Origin of the sequence: Colwellia sp. MB02u-6 (assembly GCF_014077095.1) — a bacterium.
Classification (GTDB): domain Bacteria; phylum Pseudomonadota; class Gammaproteobacteria; order Enterobacterales; family Alteromonadaceae; genus Cognaticolwellia.
In genome coordinates this window covers 101566-116998 of the sequence record NZ_JACGVG010000037.1, presented here as the reverse complement: position 1 = coordinate 116998, position 15433 = coordinate 101566, and the positions used below count along the sequence as shown (strand labels likewise).

At 40.6% G+C, this 15433-nt stretch carries 13 protein-coding genes; 1 reads left to right on the top strand and 12 read right to left on the bottom strand.

Annotated elements, in window-relative coordinates:
• Nucleotides 1-34 precede the first annotated feature (34 nt).
• Nucleotides 35-871 (top strand): S1 RNA-binding domain-containing protein, encoded by an 837-nt coding sequence (locus tag H4J46_RS14450; RefSeq protein WP_182136631.1) that lies wholly within the window; start codon nucleotides 35-37, stop codon nucleotides 869-871.
• A 75-nt stretch (nucleotides 872-946) separates the two neighbouring features.
• Here H4J46_RS14450 and tldD read toward each other — a convergent pair whose 3' ends face one another.
• The 12 genes from tldD to H4J46_RS17565 all read right to left on the bottom strand — a co-directional run bounded on the left by tldD (nucleotide 947) and on the right by H4J46_RS17565 (nucleotide 15402).
• Nucleotides 947-2395, bottom strand: a complete 1449-nt coding sequence (gene tldD / locus H4J46_RS14445; protein ID WP_182234152.1) for a metalloprotease TldD — start codon at nucleotides 2393-2395, stop codon at nucleotides 947-949.
• Nucleotides 2388-3239 (bottom strand): carbon-nitrogen hydrolase family protein, encoded by an 852-nt coding sequence (locus H4J46_RS14440; RefSeq protein WP_259365886.1) that lies wholly within the window; start codon nucleotides 3237-3239, stop codon nucleotides 2388-2390. The genes tldD and H4J46_RS14440 overlap by 8 nt, the downstream gene beginning before the upstream one ends.
• Before the next feature lie 43 nt (nucleotides 3240-3282).
• Nucleotides 3283-7449, bottom strand: coding sequence for a YhdP family protein (locus H4J46_RS14435; RefSeq protein ID WP_182234151.1), 4167 nt, complete (start codon nucleotides 7447-7449; stop codon nucleotides 3283-3285).
• 175 nt (nucleotides 7450-7624) lie between these two features.
• Nucleotides 7625-9088 (bottom strand): ribonuclease G, encoded by a 1464-nt coding sequence (gene rng / locus H4J46_RS14430; protein ID WP_182234150.1) that lies wholly within the window; start codon nucleotides 9086-9088, stop codon nucleotides 7625-7627.
• Between the two features lie 12 nt (nucleotides 9089-9100).
• On the bottom strand, nucleotides 9101-9688 hold the full coding sequence (locus H4J46_RS14425) for a nucleoside triphosphate pyrophosphatase (protein WP_182234149.1): 588 nt from the start codon (nucleotides 9686-9688) through the stop codon (nucleotides 9101-9103).
• A gap of 1 nt (nucleotide 9689) precedes the next feature.
• Nucleotides 9690-10169: a rod shape-determining protein MreD gene (mreD, locus tag H4J46_RS14420; protein WP_182234148.1), complete on the bottom strand. Its 480-nt coding sequence runs from the start codon at nucleotides 10167-10169 to the stop codon at nucleotides 9690-9692.
• Nucleotides 10166-11047, bottom strand: a complete 882-nt coding sequence (gene mreC, locus H4J46_RS14415) for a rod shape-determining protein MreC (protein ID WP_182234147.1) — start codon at nucleotides 11045-11047, stop codon at nucleotides 10166-10168. The genes mreD and mreC overlap by 4 nt, the downstream gene beginning before the upstream one ends.
• A gap of 135 nt (nucleotides 11048-11182) precedes the next feature.
• Nucleotides 11183-12226, bottom strand: coding sequence for a rod shape-determining protein (locus H4J46_RS14410; RefSeq protein WP_182234146.1), 1044 nt, complete (start codon nucleotides 12224-12226; stop codon nucleotides 11183-11185).
• A 682-nt stretch (nucleotides 12227-12908) separates the two neighbouring features.
• Nucleotides 12909-13412, bottom strand: coding sequence for a pilus assembly PilX N-terminal domain-containing protein (locus H4J46_RS14405; protein ID WP_182234145.1), 504 nt, complete (start codon nucleotides 13410-13412; stop codon nucleotides 12909-12911).
• Entirely contained in the window at nucleotides 13402-14277 is an 876-nt protein-coding gene (locus H4J46_RS14400; RefSeq protein ID WP_182234144.1) for a PilW family protein, read from the bottom strand. Before H4J46_RS14400 ends, H4J46_RS14405 begins: the two co-directional genes overlap by 11 nt.
• Nucleotides 14277-14882 carry a prepilin-type N-terminal cleavage/methylation domain-containing protein gene (locus tag H4J46_RS14395; RefSeq protein WP_259365885.1) on the bottom strand — a complete coding sequence of 202 codons (606 nt, stop codon included), beginning with the start codon at nucleotides 14880-14882 and terminating at the stop codon, nucleotides 14277-14279. The genes H4J46_RS14400 and H4J46_RS14395 overlap by 1 nt, the downstream gene beginning before the upstream one ends.
• The gene (locus H4J46_RS17565; protein WP_310650247.1) at nucleotides 14872-15402 is read right to left on the bottom strand and encodes a prepilin-type N-terminal cleavage/methylation domain-containing protein; all 531 of its coding nucleotides are present in this window, start codon (nucleotides 15400-15402) and stop codon (nucleotides 14872-14874) included. The genes H4J46_RS14395 and H4J46_RS17565 overlap by 11 nt, the downstream gene beginning before the upstream one ends.
• Nucleotides 15403-15433 lie beyond the last annotated feature (31 nt).

The following is a 15433-nucleotide window of genomic DNA, read 5'->3' as shown; positions in this document are numbered from 1 at the left end:
TATAGCCGCAAGTTAACTGACCTCAAGAATTCACATGGCAAGCATCGGCAAATACAACACTCTTCCTGTAGTAGCAATTACTGACAATGGCGCATATTTAAATGCAAATGAATTAGGTGAGCTATTATTACCTAATCGCTTTGTGCCTGAAAATTGCCAAGTGGGTAGTGAAGTTAAGGTTTTTATCTATGCAGATACTGCAGATAGAATCGTAGCAACAACGGAAAAGCCATTAGCGGAAGTTGATGAATTTGTCTCGTTAAAAGTTAGCCAAGTAAATAAAATGGGTGCCTTTCTAGATTGGGGCTTACCTAAAGATTTGCTGGTCCCTTATAACCAACAACATACCCCGATGGAAGCAGGCAAGTATTATCTTGTTAGGATCTTTCTCGATCTAAAAACTGACCGTTTAGTCGCCTCAAGTAAGTTAGATAAGTTTATTGATATTTGGCCAGCTGAATATCAAAAATGGGATAAAGTAACATTAACCATTGCCACCAAAACTGACTTGGGCTTTAAAGCGATTATTAATGATCTGCACTGGGGCTTACTTTACGATAATGAAATATTTAAGCCACTGCGCACAGGTAAAAAGATAACTGGCTATATCAAGCAAGTACGTGAAGATGGTCGTATTGATTTATCATTGACCCGCCCAGGCGAAGGTAAAGTTAAAGACTTTAGTGAAGTATTATTAGCTCATATTGCAGAGCATGACGGTTTTAGTCCGTTACATGATAAAAGTGACCCAGAATTAATCAAGCGTATTTTAGGGGTCAGTAAAAAAACCTTTAAGGCCACCGTAGGTAATTTAATGAAAAACGGTAAAATTACCATTGAAGCAAAAGGTATTCGCCTCAAAGATTCTTAATTTTTCTCATCACTTAAAAAAAAAGCCCGAAAGGGCTTTTTTTTTAAGTCGTTAAAGTAGCACTTTAGACCGGTGTTATTGCGTACCACCCACCGTCATTTGATCAATTTTCAAAGTCGGTTGACCAACACCAACTGGCAAGCTTTGACCGTCTTTACCACAAACACCCACACCAGCATCTAGTTTCAAGTCATTACCCACCATGCTGACGTTCTTCATCGCTTCAGGACCACTGCCAATTAAAGTAGCGCCTTTTATGGGTGAGGTAATTTCGCCATCTTCAATTAAATACGCTTCTGAACTCGTGAAAACAAATTTACCCGAGGTAATATCAACCTGCCCACCAGCAAAATTGGGGGCGTAAATACCTTTTTTCACTGATTTGATAATATCTTCAGGCTTATGCTCACCTGCCAACATATAAGTGTTGGTCATGCGCGGCATAGGTAAGTGTGCGTAGGATTCACGTCGGCCGTTACCTGTGGGTTTTACGCCCATTAAACCGGCATTGTGTTTATCCTGCATGTAACCTTTGAGAACACCTTTTTCAATCAGCACATTGTACTGCCCTGGCGTACCTTCGTCATCAATACTGATCGAACCACGACGATTTGCCATAGTGCCATCATCCACAATAGTACATAAATCAGAGGTCACTTTTTGGCCGATTTTTCCCGAAAATGCTGAAGAGCCTTTACGGTTAAAGTCACCTTCTAAACCATGACCAACCGCTTCATGTAGTAATACCCCTGGCCATCCAGCACCCAGCACTACCGGTAATAATCCTGCCGGTGAATCAATCGCGACTAAGTTAACTAATGCTTGGCGAACGGCTTCTTCTGCATAGGCTAAATAACGTGGTTTATTATGTTCTAACTCAAAGAAATAACTATAATCTGTCCGCGCACCACCACCGGAACTAGCGCGCTCTCGCTTACCGTTTTCTTCAACTAACACCGAACAATTAAGCCGTACTAATGGTCGTATATCGGTAGCATAAGTGCCATCACTAGCTGCCACCAATATTTTTTCATAAATACCTGACAAGTTAACAATCACTTGTTTAACCCGTTTATCAACACTGCGTGCATGAGCCTCTACTTCGTGCAATAAGGTTATTTTTTGCTCTTGAGGCAAACTAGCCAGTGGATCTATCGCCTGATATTGAGCGGGGTTTTGCTGCATTTTTTTGCCATCAAAAACTTGCACTCGCGCAGACTTTTCAGCATTAGCGATGCCTTTCGCCGCATCAGCTGCTTTTTTTAATGCGCTGGGCGAAATATCATCCGAGTAGGCAAAGCCAGTTTTTTCGCCTGATATAGCACGTACACCGACACCGCGTTCGATGTTATAAGAGCCTTCTTTGACTATACCGTCTTCCAACATCCATGATTCATGGCTACTGGATTGAAAATATAAATCCGCTAAATCGACTTTACGTTGGAAAATGTTATCCAAGGTATCCATCAGCATACTTTGATCAATTTCACTATTGGCTAAAAGCTCTATCTCAACATTATTCATACGACATCAACTTATTTTTAAAACGATTATGAGTGGCAACAGGCATAGCTTTACGCACCTTGTCTAATTCTTGTTCTTGGTAATCAGCACAAATAATACCTTTTGAGGTATCAAGCTGAGCCAATATTTCGCCCCATGGACTAATGATCATACTGTGGCCCCAAGTTTCCCGGCCATTTAAATGCACACCTTCTTGCCCTGCAGCAACAATATAAACTTGATTTTCAATCGCACGCGCCTGCAGTAATGTTTGCCAGTGTGCAGCACCCGTTACCCGTGTAAAAGCACTGGGTACGGTAATAATTTTTGCCCCTTGCTGGCATAACTGGCGAAATAGTGCCGGAAAGCGCAGATCATAACAAATTGACAAACCAACATTAACGCCAGCAATATTCACTACGCTAACATGATCACCAGCTTTGACATAACGAGACTCACAGTAATTTTTTTCGTTGTCTTGCACCGCAACATCAAACAAGTGAATTTTATCATACCCCCCAAGTTCTTGGCCTTCAGGGGAGAAAACAAAACAACTGTTAGTAAATTTTTCTGGCTGGTTTGATAGTACCGGAATACTGCCCGCCACAAGAAAAACATTATATTTTATTGCCAGTTTTCCAAGCCGAGCTTTTAGGCCATTGCTTTGCTGGTTTTCTTTTGCCAACGCCAGTTGCGCTTTATCTTTACCACCGAAAAATAAACAGCATTCAGGCAACAAAACCAGTTGTTGTTGCGCTGGTTCTAAGGTAGCTAATTGCTGTTCAATATCAGTAATATTGTCTTCAACACAGGTATTAGAAGACATTTGTATCGCACAAATTTGCATTATTTTATTGCCCATCATTATTAATCAATGTTCTCCATCTATATCATCCATCCAAATCCCACTAAAAAGGTTGTTTTTTAGGCGGCTCTGAAGCCTTGATTTTAGCAGCATCTTCTGAAATATTTTCAATTATTTTAGGCGGTGAAGAGCGGCCAACGCTGATATTTTGATTTTTACGACTGACTTGTTTAAATTGTGGGTCGTCTAAGTTTCCTGTTACTTCAAAATTAATTTCAGCAATTACCGTAGAGGTGATCACTTCATCCAGTGCCATGCCCGCTAAAAAGGTTACGGGATTTAGTGTCGCAATCCAAGCTAATACCGGCAAACTAGAGGTTAAATTTGGTTTATATGACATCCGATAGTCAAGGTTACCATTATTTAAATTGGTATTACCCACTATGGTTAAATCACCGGCAGTGCCATTCATCTCGACATTATCAGTATATGCCACGCCATTTTTTACCATAAAGCTACCTTTTAGCTCACTATAAAACATACCATCACTAAAAATATCTCTAAAATCAAAACTAAGTTTACGCACCAGTGACTGCAAACTTAACAAGGATAAAATACGCACACCTTTATCATCAACATCAGCCAAATAACCATCATCAAAGGTTGTTGATAGCTCGCCATTAAGCGTCGCCGTTAAAAAGTCATGTGGGCCACCCTGCCAATCAAGCTCGTATTTCATCTCGACACCACTATCTTTTATAATCGAAACGTACCCTAACTGCGCTATTTCGCCCGCCACATTATCAGTCGCTAATGTGCCAGTAACACGAGTATTTGACCCCACATTGTCTTGTTGCCACTGAGCGTTAAATGCCAACGCATTATTACCGCGTTTAGCGGTGAAGTTTTTTAATAATAGCGTATTTTCTTCTGCTCGCTCTACCGTAAAACTTACCTTACCAAAATCATAATTATCATACTGGCAACTTGCACAGGTCACCTTGAGTGGTGGCACATTAGCAAAAATTTCTGTATTTTTCACAGTGTCAATTGGTGGCGATACTGGTTGTTCAATTGAGTTTATGGGCTCAGATTCAGTCGCCTTGTTACTTTGTTGAGTTTGCTTTACTTCACCAACCCCTGACTCAACTTCTTGAATTGGCGTTAGTTTTACTGATGCTGTGTTACCCGGTTTTATATCCTCAGTAACCTGTGCTTTATCGATTAGATTTTCATCAGTGACAGTTTTATCAACCGAAGTGCTATCAACCAAAGCGTCAATACTCTCTGCTGGCACTAACTCATTTTTAGCACGGGTTAAATGAACAAAATCTGCATTAATGTCTATACCTTGCTGATGCCAGTCTGGATAAAACTTAGCTGAGCCTTTTAGTTCTTTAGCATTAATATTGAGCAGCCATCCATCCAACTCAGGTATAAAGTCAAAATTGACTTGCTGAAAATTTTTATCATAAACCATTAAATTGCCAACCTGACCCTGTATTTTATCAGGAGCTGATAATAAGCTCTGCTCATAGGTCTTTTTATCTGATGGCACTGCTGATGGATTTAACTTGTCTGGTGTGGGCTCAACCGCCGCCAAAATATCTAACACTAAAGGCTGCCATTGCTGATAATTTGCTTGGTCTACATCAGCGCTAATATGAAAGCCTGAAATTGGTGGCCCTAAGGTCTGCTTGCCTAGCACTAAATGCGCGGATGAAAAGCGCGTTTTTTGATGTTCCAGTAAAGCGTAAAAACCTAGTTCATCGCCAATATCAGCGTCTATGGTGCTATTAAACCTATTGCCAAAGGCGTGAACTTTCACCACAACTTGTTCGCCTATGCTCTTACTAAAGGGTGCGGGTAAGGCTAAATTCACCTCATCTAAGGTCGAGTGTATTTGGTAATCATAGTTAAATTTATCATCACTAATATTCAGTGCTAGCAGACCTTGCCAATCTATTTTACCGTCAGCATATTTCACTAATTCATCAGGCAATTGTCTTTGCCATTGGCTAGTTTGCCACTGACCTAGTGTTTCAATACTAACGTTATAGTGCTCAGGCTTTTGTTCAGCGGTAACATTAATAGTTAACGGCATACCGCGCCAATCAAGCTCAATACCCGAAACAGTGATGAAATCATTATGATAGTCTAAACGGCCATTAACTTGGCTAAAATCCATTCGCGGTACTTGTAACGCGAGATGATTATTTTTAAACTCAACATGACCTTTAGCGATAACAGCTGCAGGATTATTTAACGGTAATGTTAAAGAGAAATCACCATTAATCGGTGCTGAAACCACCACCTGCTCTAATGTTACACCAATCGTTTTTTGCATTGGACTCGCCGCCATAAGTTGCTGCACTAATTGTGGCTTGGTTTGAGTAAAGTCGGCGTCAACCGTTAATACTTGACTACCTGCTAACTCAGCAATAGCGGCTTGAACACCGGTAACATCGATACCCGACAAGGTACCTTCTCTACCGGTAATAAGCATACTATTATTGGTGAAGTTTAAGTTCGCGGCGAAGTTTTCAATCGCCGGCCACTGTGGGTCAAATTTAAATGTACTTTGAGACAACTCAGCGTCAACAACAAAAACACCTTCACGGTGGTTAAATGGAAAGTTATTTAATGGCCCATTAAATAACACTAAAGCCTGCTTAATCTCACCATCAACGATCGCGCCATTTAAGTAGTTCACCAAAGCCTCACCCATTAATAAATGGGGATAAAAATATTCAGCAAACGCTGTATTACCTTGACTCGCACTCGCCAAGAGTGACATTGTTGTCGCTTGGTCTTTAACACTATTTATTTTTACGTCTGCTCTTAAACTCAGCTGTGGCGAGTTAAATTCTATATTTTCAACCGAAAATTGCCAGTCATCCGCTGAAAATTTTGCATTGATCACACTCGTTAAGCGAGTGTAAGGAATAGGGTATTTAAAATGTTTATCGAAATCGAGTGCGCCATCAACAGCACTTAATGATATTTGCAGCTGATTATTAGCATAGACTAATTCACCACTGACATTGTCAATGCCAGGAATACCTTGACTAAAATGGCTGTCAACATCGCTAAATTCTGCTGTTATAGCGAAATTATCCGCAGTACTGCGAAAATGAATCTCTTCAACTCGGCCAACCGGGTCAAGGTCTAGTAATAGTTTTTCAAGCCTAACGTCGTCAACTAATAGCGGTGATACGCCGGCAAAACTGGCCAGCTCGATAGCATTAATATAACCATTGATATGGGTACCATTAGCCTTGACCATCAAGGATATTTTATTAGTTTCCCTACCATTACGTTTAACAGTTAATGGTGAGCTTGCTAGATTAAACACTAATTCGTCTAAGATTTTTATTTGAAAATCACCACCTATAATCTCAAATTTTTGCGCTTTACCCTGATGTTGCCAAGTGATTTCATTATCACCAAGAGCGACCTGGATAAACTCGGGCTTACCCGTATTAAGCTTTAACCAAGCACTAAAATTAATCGCTGAGTGAGTGTTGGCATCCTTAATCGCTAGAACTTTCCCTAACCAAGGGGTAATATCAATGTCATTGGCTTCTAAATAGGCTTGACCACTGAGTTGATCAAACCTTGGCCCTTGAAAATCTAACAACACTTTTAAATTATTAGAGCTTAAACCGTCCACGATAATAGTACCGTTAGCTCTATGCTGATTGTTTTCGTTTGTCCAAAACATTTCATTAATGGTGAAGGCTCGCACTCCAGCAAGGGTATGATAAAGCACATGGCTGTCACGAATCGAAAAAAGAGAAATTTGTTCAAGTAATATTGAGGAAAGTGACGTTATTAAGTCTTTATTATCCGCTTCATTGCTAGAGATTTCTTCGGCGGAGTTAGCCAGTGCCGCTTGTTCAAATATTAATTCTGCGCCCGAGATAACAAAGTCTTGCGTAACCAGTTTCCCTGAGCGCATACTGCGCCAAAAGTCTAATTCAACCGCTAAGCTATCAAGGTATATTTTACTGTTGTCATTAGACAAAAGCTCAACTTGTTGGGTGATCAATGTTGGGCCTAACTGCCCCCAGCCCATGCTTAACGAGCCAATAGAGATGTTACTGTTATAGCTGTTGTTGAGGTAATCTTCGACCGTTTGGCGATAATTATGTGCATAGGGTAAAAATAAGCGCAATAGACTAATCGACACAGCAAAAGCTACTAACAAAATTGCTAATAGTTTATACAGACGTTTGAGCCATCTATTTAAGAACGTGGAAACACTCATTAATATTTTACCAATACACTTTATTCACTGATAGGAAGGAAGCAAACAATACCTATGCTGCTTGCACAGGTCACGTCGAGTTTTTCTCCATCAAATTGACCGCTTAAATGCGACCTACATACTCACTGTGCTTTAAACTTGATCTGCTGATTCAAAGCATAAACACAAAACAGGCTCACATCATAACCACATCAAATTGCTCTTGACTATACAGGGTTTCAGTCTGTACTTTAATCTGCTTGCCGATGAAGACTTCAAGCTCGGCCAAATTATGATACTCGTCATTTTCTAATGATTCACTCACCGATGATGAGGTGTAAACAATAAACTTATCCGCGTCATAAGCGCGATTGACCCGGACAATTTCTCGTAGAATTTCAAAACACACAGTTTCAACTGTCTTCACATAACCACGACCATGACATACTTCACACTCACCACATAAAATATGCTCTAGGCTTTCACGCGTTCGTTTTCGGGTCATTTCCACCAGGCCTAATGCAGAGAAATCTGACAAACTGTATTTAACATTATCTTTCGCCATCGCCATATCTAAACTATGTAAAACACGGCGCTGATGGTCTTTTATATTCATATCAATAAAATCAACGATGATAATACCACCGAGGTTTCTTAATCTAAGCTGTCGAGCAATCGCTTGTGTTGCCTCAATGTTAGTATTAAAAATCGTTTCTTCTAAATTACGATGTCCAACAAAAGCACCGGTATTAATATCAATAGTGGTCATGGCTTCAGTTTGATCTATGATCAAAGATCCCCCTGATTTCAATTCAATTTTTCGATGTAATGAGCGCTGTATTTCGTTTTCAACGTTAAACAAATCAAAAATAGGTCGTTCGCCCGGGTAACATTCCAACACGGGGGCTAACTTGGGGACAAATTCAGTGGTAAATTCAAGTAATTGTTCATAAGTAAGTTTTGAATCAATACGAATACGCTCAAGTGAGGCACCAACAAAATCGCGCAGCACACGAAATGCTAGCGATAGATCTTGATAGATAGGATCTTTGGTTTGTTTACGCTCTTTTCGCTCAACAACTTTTGCCCAAACGCGACGCAAAAACTCAGCATCGTGTTGTAGTTCTTCAATATTGGCACCTTCAGCTGCGGTGCGAACAATAAAGCCATGCTCTTTTGAACAATAGGGCGTAACGATCGATTTCAGACGGTTTCGCTCTGCGGGGTCATCAATACGCTGTGATATTCCCGCGTGGCTAGCGTTAGGCATTAACACTAAATAACGTGCCGCGATGGTAATATCTGTGGTGAGTCGTGCACCTTTGGTGCCCATAGGATCTTTAACAACTTGCACCACAATATGCTGACCCTCGTGCACCAAATTTCTAATATCAGGTACTTGTTCACTATTGCTATCTTCATTTAAAATGAGTTTCGAATTGATATCTGAGGCATGTAAAAAAGCCGCTTTGCCAAGATTAATATCAACAAAGGCCGCTTGCATACCGGGTAAAACACGAATAATTTTACCCAGATAAATATTGCCGACTAAGCCACGCCGAGTTTCACGTTCAACATGGACTTCTTGTAGTGAACCATTTTCGATTAACGCTACTCGCGTTTCACTTGGCGTAACATTGATAAGTAATTCACCGCTCATATCGATTCCTATTTATGCTTGTGTCATTGACGATGCTACGCCAAATGCTGATAACAGCTGTGCTGTTTCATATAAAGGTAAGCCAACAACCGCAGAATAACTACCACGAATTTGTTTGACAAATTGTCCTGCAATGCCTTGAATACCATAGGCACCGGCTTTATCTTGTGGTTCGCCTGTTTGCCAATAGCGCTTTATTTCTTGTTCGGTGAGGTTTTTAAAGTCCACTTCAGTACTGACCACAACCACCTCAAGACGTTCACCTTTTACTGCAGCAATCGCCGTAACTACCTGATGAGTATGTCCAGACAGCATCTTAAGTATAGTGAGACAATCGGCAAGAGATTCAGGTTTACCTAATATATGCTGACCAAAGACCACACTAGTATCAGAGCCAAGTACCACGACATCATCAGCATATTGCTTGGCAATGACACCGGCTTTTGCTAATGCCAAACGTGCGACATACTGCTCAGGTTTTTCTGCTGCAAGTACAGTTTCATCAAGATCTGCAGGTACACAGACAAAGTCGTAGCCCAGTTGTTGAAGTAGTTCTTTTCGGCGCGGTGATTGTGACGCCAAAATCAAAGTAGTAGACATATTATGTTATTCTAAAGTTTCGTCTTATTTTACGTAAGAGTAAAAAAGCCCAGGGCCAGAGGATAATGGTGGTAAACACCGGATATAAATAACTGGGTAAAAACACAGCGTCAGTTAAAAATCGTTGTAACCAAAAAACAATTAAGTGATATAACGCTGATAACACACCAATAATCAATGCTTGCTGCCAAACAGAAAAATTACGTATTTTCTGAAAATTGCCAGCAACAATATAAACACTAATCGCCATAGCGCCGGCATGTACACCTAAAGTAGAGCCCAGTAAAACATCAAGAATAAAGCCCATAACCCAAGCTGAAATAACATTAACGCGCGAGGGCAATGCCAAACACCAGTAAAGTAAAACAACCAATACCCAATCAGGACGAAAAGCATCAACGCTCAGTGGTAACGGCATAATACTGGCGAGCAGTGAAACTAATAGCGTTAAAAACATAATTAAACGACTAACAATACTCATTTAATCTTGGCCTTTTCTGCGGGCAATGTTTTACTTTCATTAGACTCTTGAAGATTATTCTGCTCTGGCCACAATAATAAAACATAACGTAAACGATCTATTTTGGCTACTGGCTGGCTTTGAATTTGAGAAAAAGCGCGTGATTCATCTTGAATAACGCCAGTAACTTTTGCTACCGGATATCCTTCAGGGAATTTACTGCCTAAGCCTGAAGTCACTAATAAATCACCCGTACGAATATCACTACTGTGAGGGACATAATTATGGGTTAAGCGATCAATAACACCGCCGCCAGTGGCAATAAGTCTAAGTCCATTACGGCTTATTCTTACTGGCACACCGTGGGTAATATCAGTGATCAATAACACACGGCTACTTGTGGTACCCACATGCAATATTTGGCCAACAATCCCTTCATCATCAATGACCACCTGTCCTTCATAAACGCCGTCGTTAGCACCACGGTTTATCACCACTTGATGAGTATAAGGGTCGCTGTCGACGCTAAGAATTTCTGCCACCATTTTTTTAGCATCACCACGCAAGGGGGAAGCGAGCAAGGCTCTAAGTCGATTATTTTCACGCTGAACAATATCTAATTGTAAAGCTTGCTCATGAAAGACTAACTCGTTGATTTTGTATTGTTGATTATCGGCGAGGAGTTGACGACGAGTGGTCATATTATCTGCCGCCCAGTTCATCATTTGTTTTGGCGCGGTAGCCAAATACTGTAATGGGCTGACCAGTGATTGCAAAAAGCCTCGAGCAGGCTCAAAACTATTCATTTTATGATCAAAAAATATTAATGCTGCAGAACAAAGCAGCACCAAAACAAGTCGGTGCACAGGAGATGGTCCATGCTTAAATATAGGGTTCATAAATTAAACTTGTATAAATGCTATTTTATTTATCGCCATTGGCTTTAACTATCCAGAAAATGCACGAAGTTGACGCTAATCAATGAGTACATTCGATAAGGTAATTAGGCAAAATGGCGATAAATAATTAGTATGCTACTCGTAGGAAAATAAATCGCCACCGTGCATATCTATCATTTCAATGGCCTTACCACCACCACGAGCTACACAAGTCAGTGGGTCATCAGCAACCACAACCGGAATACCGGTTTCTTCCATCAGTAAGCGATCGATACCTCTTAACAGGGCGCCGCCACCGGTTAAAATCATACCACGCTCTGAAATATCAGAGGCTAGTTCAGGTGGCGATTGCTCTAATGCCACCATAATCGCACTGACAATACCGGTTAAGGGTTCTTGTAGCGCTTCTAAAATTTCATTGCTGTTTAAAGTGAAACTACGTGGCACACCTTCTGCTAAATTGCGCCCACGCACTTCAATTTCAAGTACCTCGTCGCCAGGGTAGGCAGAGCCAATTTCATGCTTAATGCGCTCAGCAGTTGCTTCACCAATTAAACTACCGAAGTTACGACGTACATAGTTAATAATAGCATCGTCAAATTTATCACCGCCGATGCGCGCAGAAGAAGAATAAACCACACCGTTTAGAGAAATAATGCCAACTTCAGTGGTACCACCACCAATATCAACCACCATGGAACCCGTTGCTTCTGACACTGGCATACCTGCGCCAATTGCTGCCGCCATAGGCTCATCAATCAAATACACTTCACGCGCACCAGCACCTATGGCTGATTCACGAATAGCACGTCGTTCAACTTGCGTTGAGCCGCAAGGCACACAAACTAAAACACGTGGGCTGGGTCGTAAAAAATTATTGCTGTGTACTTGTTTAATGAAGTACTGCAACATTTTTTCAGTCACAAAAAAGTTAGCAATAACGCCATCTTTCATCGGACGAATGGCTTCAATATTTCCAGGGGTGCGACCTAACATTTGTTTGGCTGCCGTACCGACTGCAGCAACACTTTTAGAGCCACCAGAGCGGTCTTGTCGAATGGCCACAACTGAGGGCTCATTCAAAACAATACCTTGGTCTTTTACATAAATAAGGGTATTTGCGGTTCCTAAGTCAATTGATAAATCGTTAGAAAACATGCCGCGTAATTTCTTAAACATATTGTCGAAATGTCCTTTAAACATAACCTAGGCAACAAATTGCCAGAATATTATTGTGCTTAATTTGCCCGCTACAGATTAGCTGACAAATGATATTTTTTACTGTTAACACGCTATCATAGCGCAGACTATCGCGCTTGTGTTATTTCAATGACAAAATATGATGAAATATTGAGATTATTTAACTAAAAAAGATAATTTAATCAACATTATCTCCGTTGAATTAAATAAATCTCTGATGTTAGCCAACAGTGATATTAATTGCTGACTGCGTGCTATGAGATAATTCGGTCATTAGCGTGATAAATCCCAAAATTTAATCTGGCACTTAGGTAGTCATCGTAAAAATTTACGCTAACACAGCATAGGTAGGTGGTGTAAAATATTAGTAGGATGTTTAAGCCCGACTTGATCCTCTTAGATGTAAATGGCGTTAGCTAAATTGGTATTGTGACTATTATTAAAACTAAAATACTGAACAGTTTTTAACCAACTCAAGCTTATATTTAGCCTTTAAAATGGCGGAAAGTGTTATCTTAGTAAGTAGGGTGAAATGCGAGTTAAGTTTCAATTTTACGGATCGCTTTTAACTCATGCTCTCATGCTTGCTCTTGATAGTCTGCTTTCCTTCAATCCTATCTCTAGCTATTAAATAGCCCGCTACCAAGCATTTGATATAAAATCAAAGCGAGCTAAGGCTACGGGCTTCGACCGCTATTTTTCTTGAGGTGGATTCGCTGCCAATAGCACAGGTGCCCTCGGCAGTGATTGAGTAATAACAAATATCAGCGTGTTTAAAGCTAGTGTAGCTAACGCTAACTTCACACTGCGCTAAGCCCAGCGTATGATTAAAACTAGGGGGGGTGGGATTGTCGGGGGGTGGATTATCAATATCAGCACAAGCGATAGCCGGGCTGTTTAACGGAAATACTTTAGCCAACTGCCACTGTAAGCCACTCTGTGCTGCCGTATAAGCCCGTGTTCCTAATACTTCATAGGCAACACTTTCTTGGCTCGAGTCTAACATTTTCACTAAAGCGGCACCGAGTGCTGACAAAGCAATAACCACAAAAATAGCGATAACTAAGGCGCTACCCGCTTGTTGCTTTGAGTATCGAGGCTTCCCTGATTGGCTAAGCAATTTGCGAGGCAATTTTGTGAGTCTAAACGATTGTTTATGGAACATTAGGCACCTGTATCTCATTATTAAAGACAATTTCTTCTAGGTTACGAGCAAACTTCAACCTGATAAGTGCTAAGCCATTTCGTTGTAACGTCGCTGGGCTGGTTTGAAAGGGAAACTCGGTGTCTATACCAGGCAATGAATAATTATCAACATATTCTGCCATCAAGACTTTCTCAGTAGTATCGGTGATAAGTGGCTTACCATCGCTATCGTAACTGCCAAAACCATAAGTTTGGTAACGATAAATAGCTTGATCTTCAACACAATAACTTACTGGTGAGCCAATAAAATACAAACGTTCGGTTGGCGATTCTTCTTTAAATATAACACTGTTAGCAAAGCTAATTGTTGATGGAACGTCCCTAAAGCCCGAATTAGCTACTGTTGAAAATTCTTCAATAACCCCGGCTTTTTTATCATATATATCGTCGCTATTTAACGCATAAACAGACACATATTGTGTGGTAGATGATAAATCGCCTTGCAACATAAGTACATCAACACTATTACTTGGGGCTTCTGGTGCCACAGGAATATCAAGATAATTAACGCTTTTATTGATGGGCACAAACTCTAAGCATGGATTATTATCGCCACCGATAGTACGAATGCTATTAGGTAATGCGTTTCTGACTTCACGATTAAGCCGCTCCACCACGAATCTTGCGCTAGAGATTAAGGCATCTCTGTCAGCAGCATGGGTATAACTTTGCACGCCAAAGCGAAGAAACGAGCTAATACCGGTCGCCAACACACCCAATATCACAATCACGGTGACTAGCTCAATTAAAGTAAAACCCTGCTGGTTTTTAGCTTGATGCTTAGGTTGATGTTTAAGTTTAAGATTATTTTTAGAGCCCGACATTAAAAATTCGCCCGATAGACAGCAAAAACAAAATCGAAATCTTGTGGCGTGGTGATGGTTACCCTAATAAGCTTAGCGGTATATTCGTTATCATCCTCGTCATGGTCGCCATCGTAATCACTATCGTTGATCACCTGAACGATAATTTGATAACCAACATAGATATCATTTAGAGGGTCACCCAACGAATTTTCCCTTATTGATAAGTCATTATAGTCATCAACATCGTCAAAATTTTTTCTTGTTTCTGTATTATCAGGGCCTAAATTTACAGACTCGGTACAGGTTTCATCGTCAGCGAGTTTAATTTCGCCATCATTATTACTATCTTCACCACAGCGATAGATACCACCCGCCATATCAGAGTTTTCATCAAAGGCTTTAGCAATAATTTCATTGATCATCGACTGGCCAAGTTCTGCGGCTTTAATTTGATGCACTTGCTTAGCACTTTGATTAGCTAACGGGTAAATTAAGCTGGTAAATATTGAAAAGGCAATTGATAACACCACAATACCGACAATGATTTCAATGAGGGTGAAACCTTGCTGTGATACTTTACTGGGCAGCATTACTGTTGGGGATAACTTTTGCTTAAAGCGCATGAATATAACCTTCTGACTCTATTTGCACACTGATAGCCTGCTCACCGGTAATGGTGATGGTAATTTGACAAGGAGCAGCAGCACAGGACGGCCGGCCCATACTGTCGAATGAAAAGCTATCGTTAGTTATATTATTTTCATCCCAGGAAGAAAAGGTGACATTGTCTTGGTCAGCTATCTTCACTTTTGTGGCGCTATCTTGCCATGTACTGTCAAAACTTGGTGTGTCATCACAGTCATCAGGCGTGCCTAACTTTGTATCAGTTATCAATACACGGTGGCAATAACTGTTATCGGCTTGAGATATGGCTTGAGTTTGTTGCATGGCCTTGAGTTGAATTAAGCGTAATTTCGCTATCACATCGGTACGATAGCCGTATTCAGAAAAGCCCTTAGCGGTAAAAAATTTAGGGGCTACTGTCAGGGAGAGGATGCCCAAAATAATGATCACGATAATCAGTTCAATCAAAGTGAAGCCTTGATTTAAGCGTGTATTTTTCAGATTATTAACATTATTCACATTTATCCCACTACCAATGACTATAGCCAAC

Coding starts and splice junctions, on each gene's coding strand:
- H4J46_RS14440 (WP_259365886.1), bottom strand. CDS start 3,239: ATGATGGGCAATAAAATAATGCAAATTTGTGCGATACAAATGTCTTCT.
- H4J46_RS14410 (WP_182234146.1), bottom strand. CDS start 12,226: ATGTTTAAGAAATTACGCGGCATGTTTTCTAACGATTTATCAATTGAC.
- H4J46_RS14405 (WP_182234145.1), bottom strand. CDS start 13,412: ATGTTCCATAAACAATCGTTTAGACTCACAAAATTGCCTCGCAAATTG.
- mreC (WP_182234147.1), bottom strand. CDS start 11,047: ATGAACCCTATATTTAAGCATGGACCATCTCCTGTGCACCGACTTGTT.
- mreD (WP_182234148.1), bottom strand. CDS start 10,169: ATGAGTATTGTTAGTCGTTTAATTATGTTTTTAACGCTATTAGTTTCA.
- rng (WP_182234150.1), bottom strand. CDS start 9,088: ATGAGCGGTGAATTACTTATCAATGTTACGCCAAGTGAAACGCGAGTA.
- H4J46_RS14400 (WP_182234144.1), bottom strand. CDS start 14,277: ATGTCGGGCTCTAAAAATAATCTTAAACTTAAACATCAACCTAAGCAT.
- H4J46_RS14425 (WP_182234149.1), bottom strand. CDS start 9,688: ATGTCTACTACTTTGATTTTGGCGTCACAATCACCGCGCCGAAAAGAA.
- H4J46_RS14450 (WP_182136631.1), top strand. CDS start 35: ATGGCAAGCATCGGCAAATACAACACTCTTCCTGTAGTAGCAATTACT.
- tldD (WP_182234152.1), bottom strand. CDS start 2,395: ATGAATAATGTTGAGATAGAGCTTTTAGCCAATAGTGAAATTGATCAA.
- H4J46_RS14395 (WP_259365885.1), bottom strand. CDS start 14,882: ATGCGCTTTAAGCAAAAGTTATCCCCAACAGTAATGCTGCCCAGTAAA.
- H4J46_RS14435 (WP_182234151.1), bottom strand. CDS start 7,449: ATGAGTGTTTCCACGTTCTTAAATAGATGGCTCAAACGTCTGTATAAA.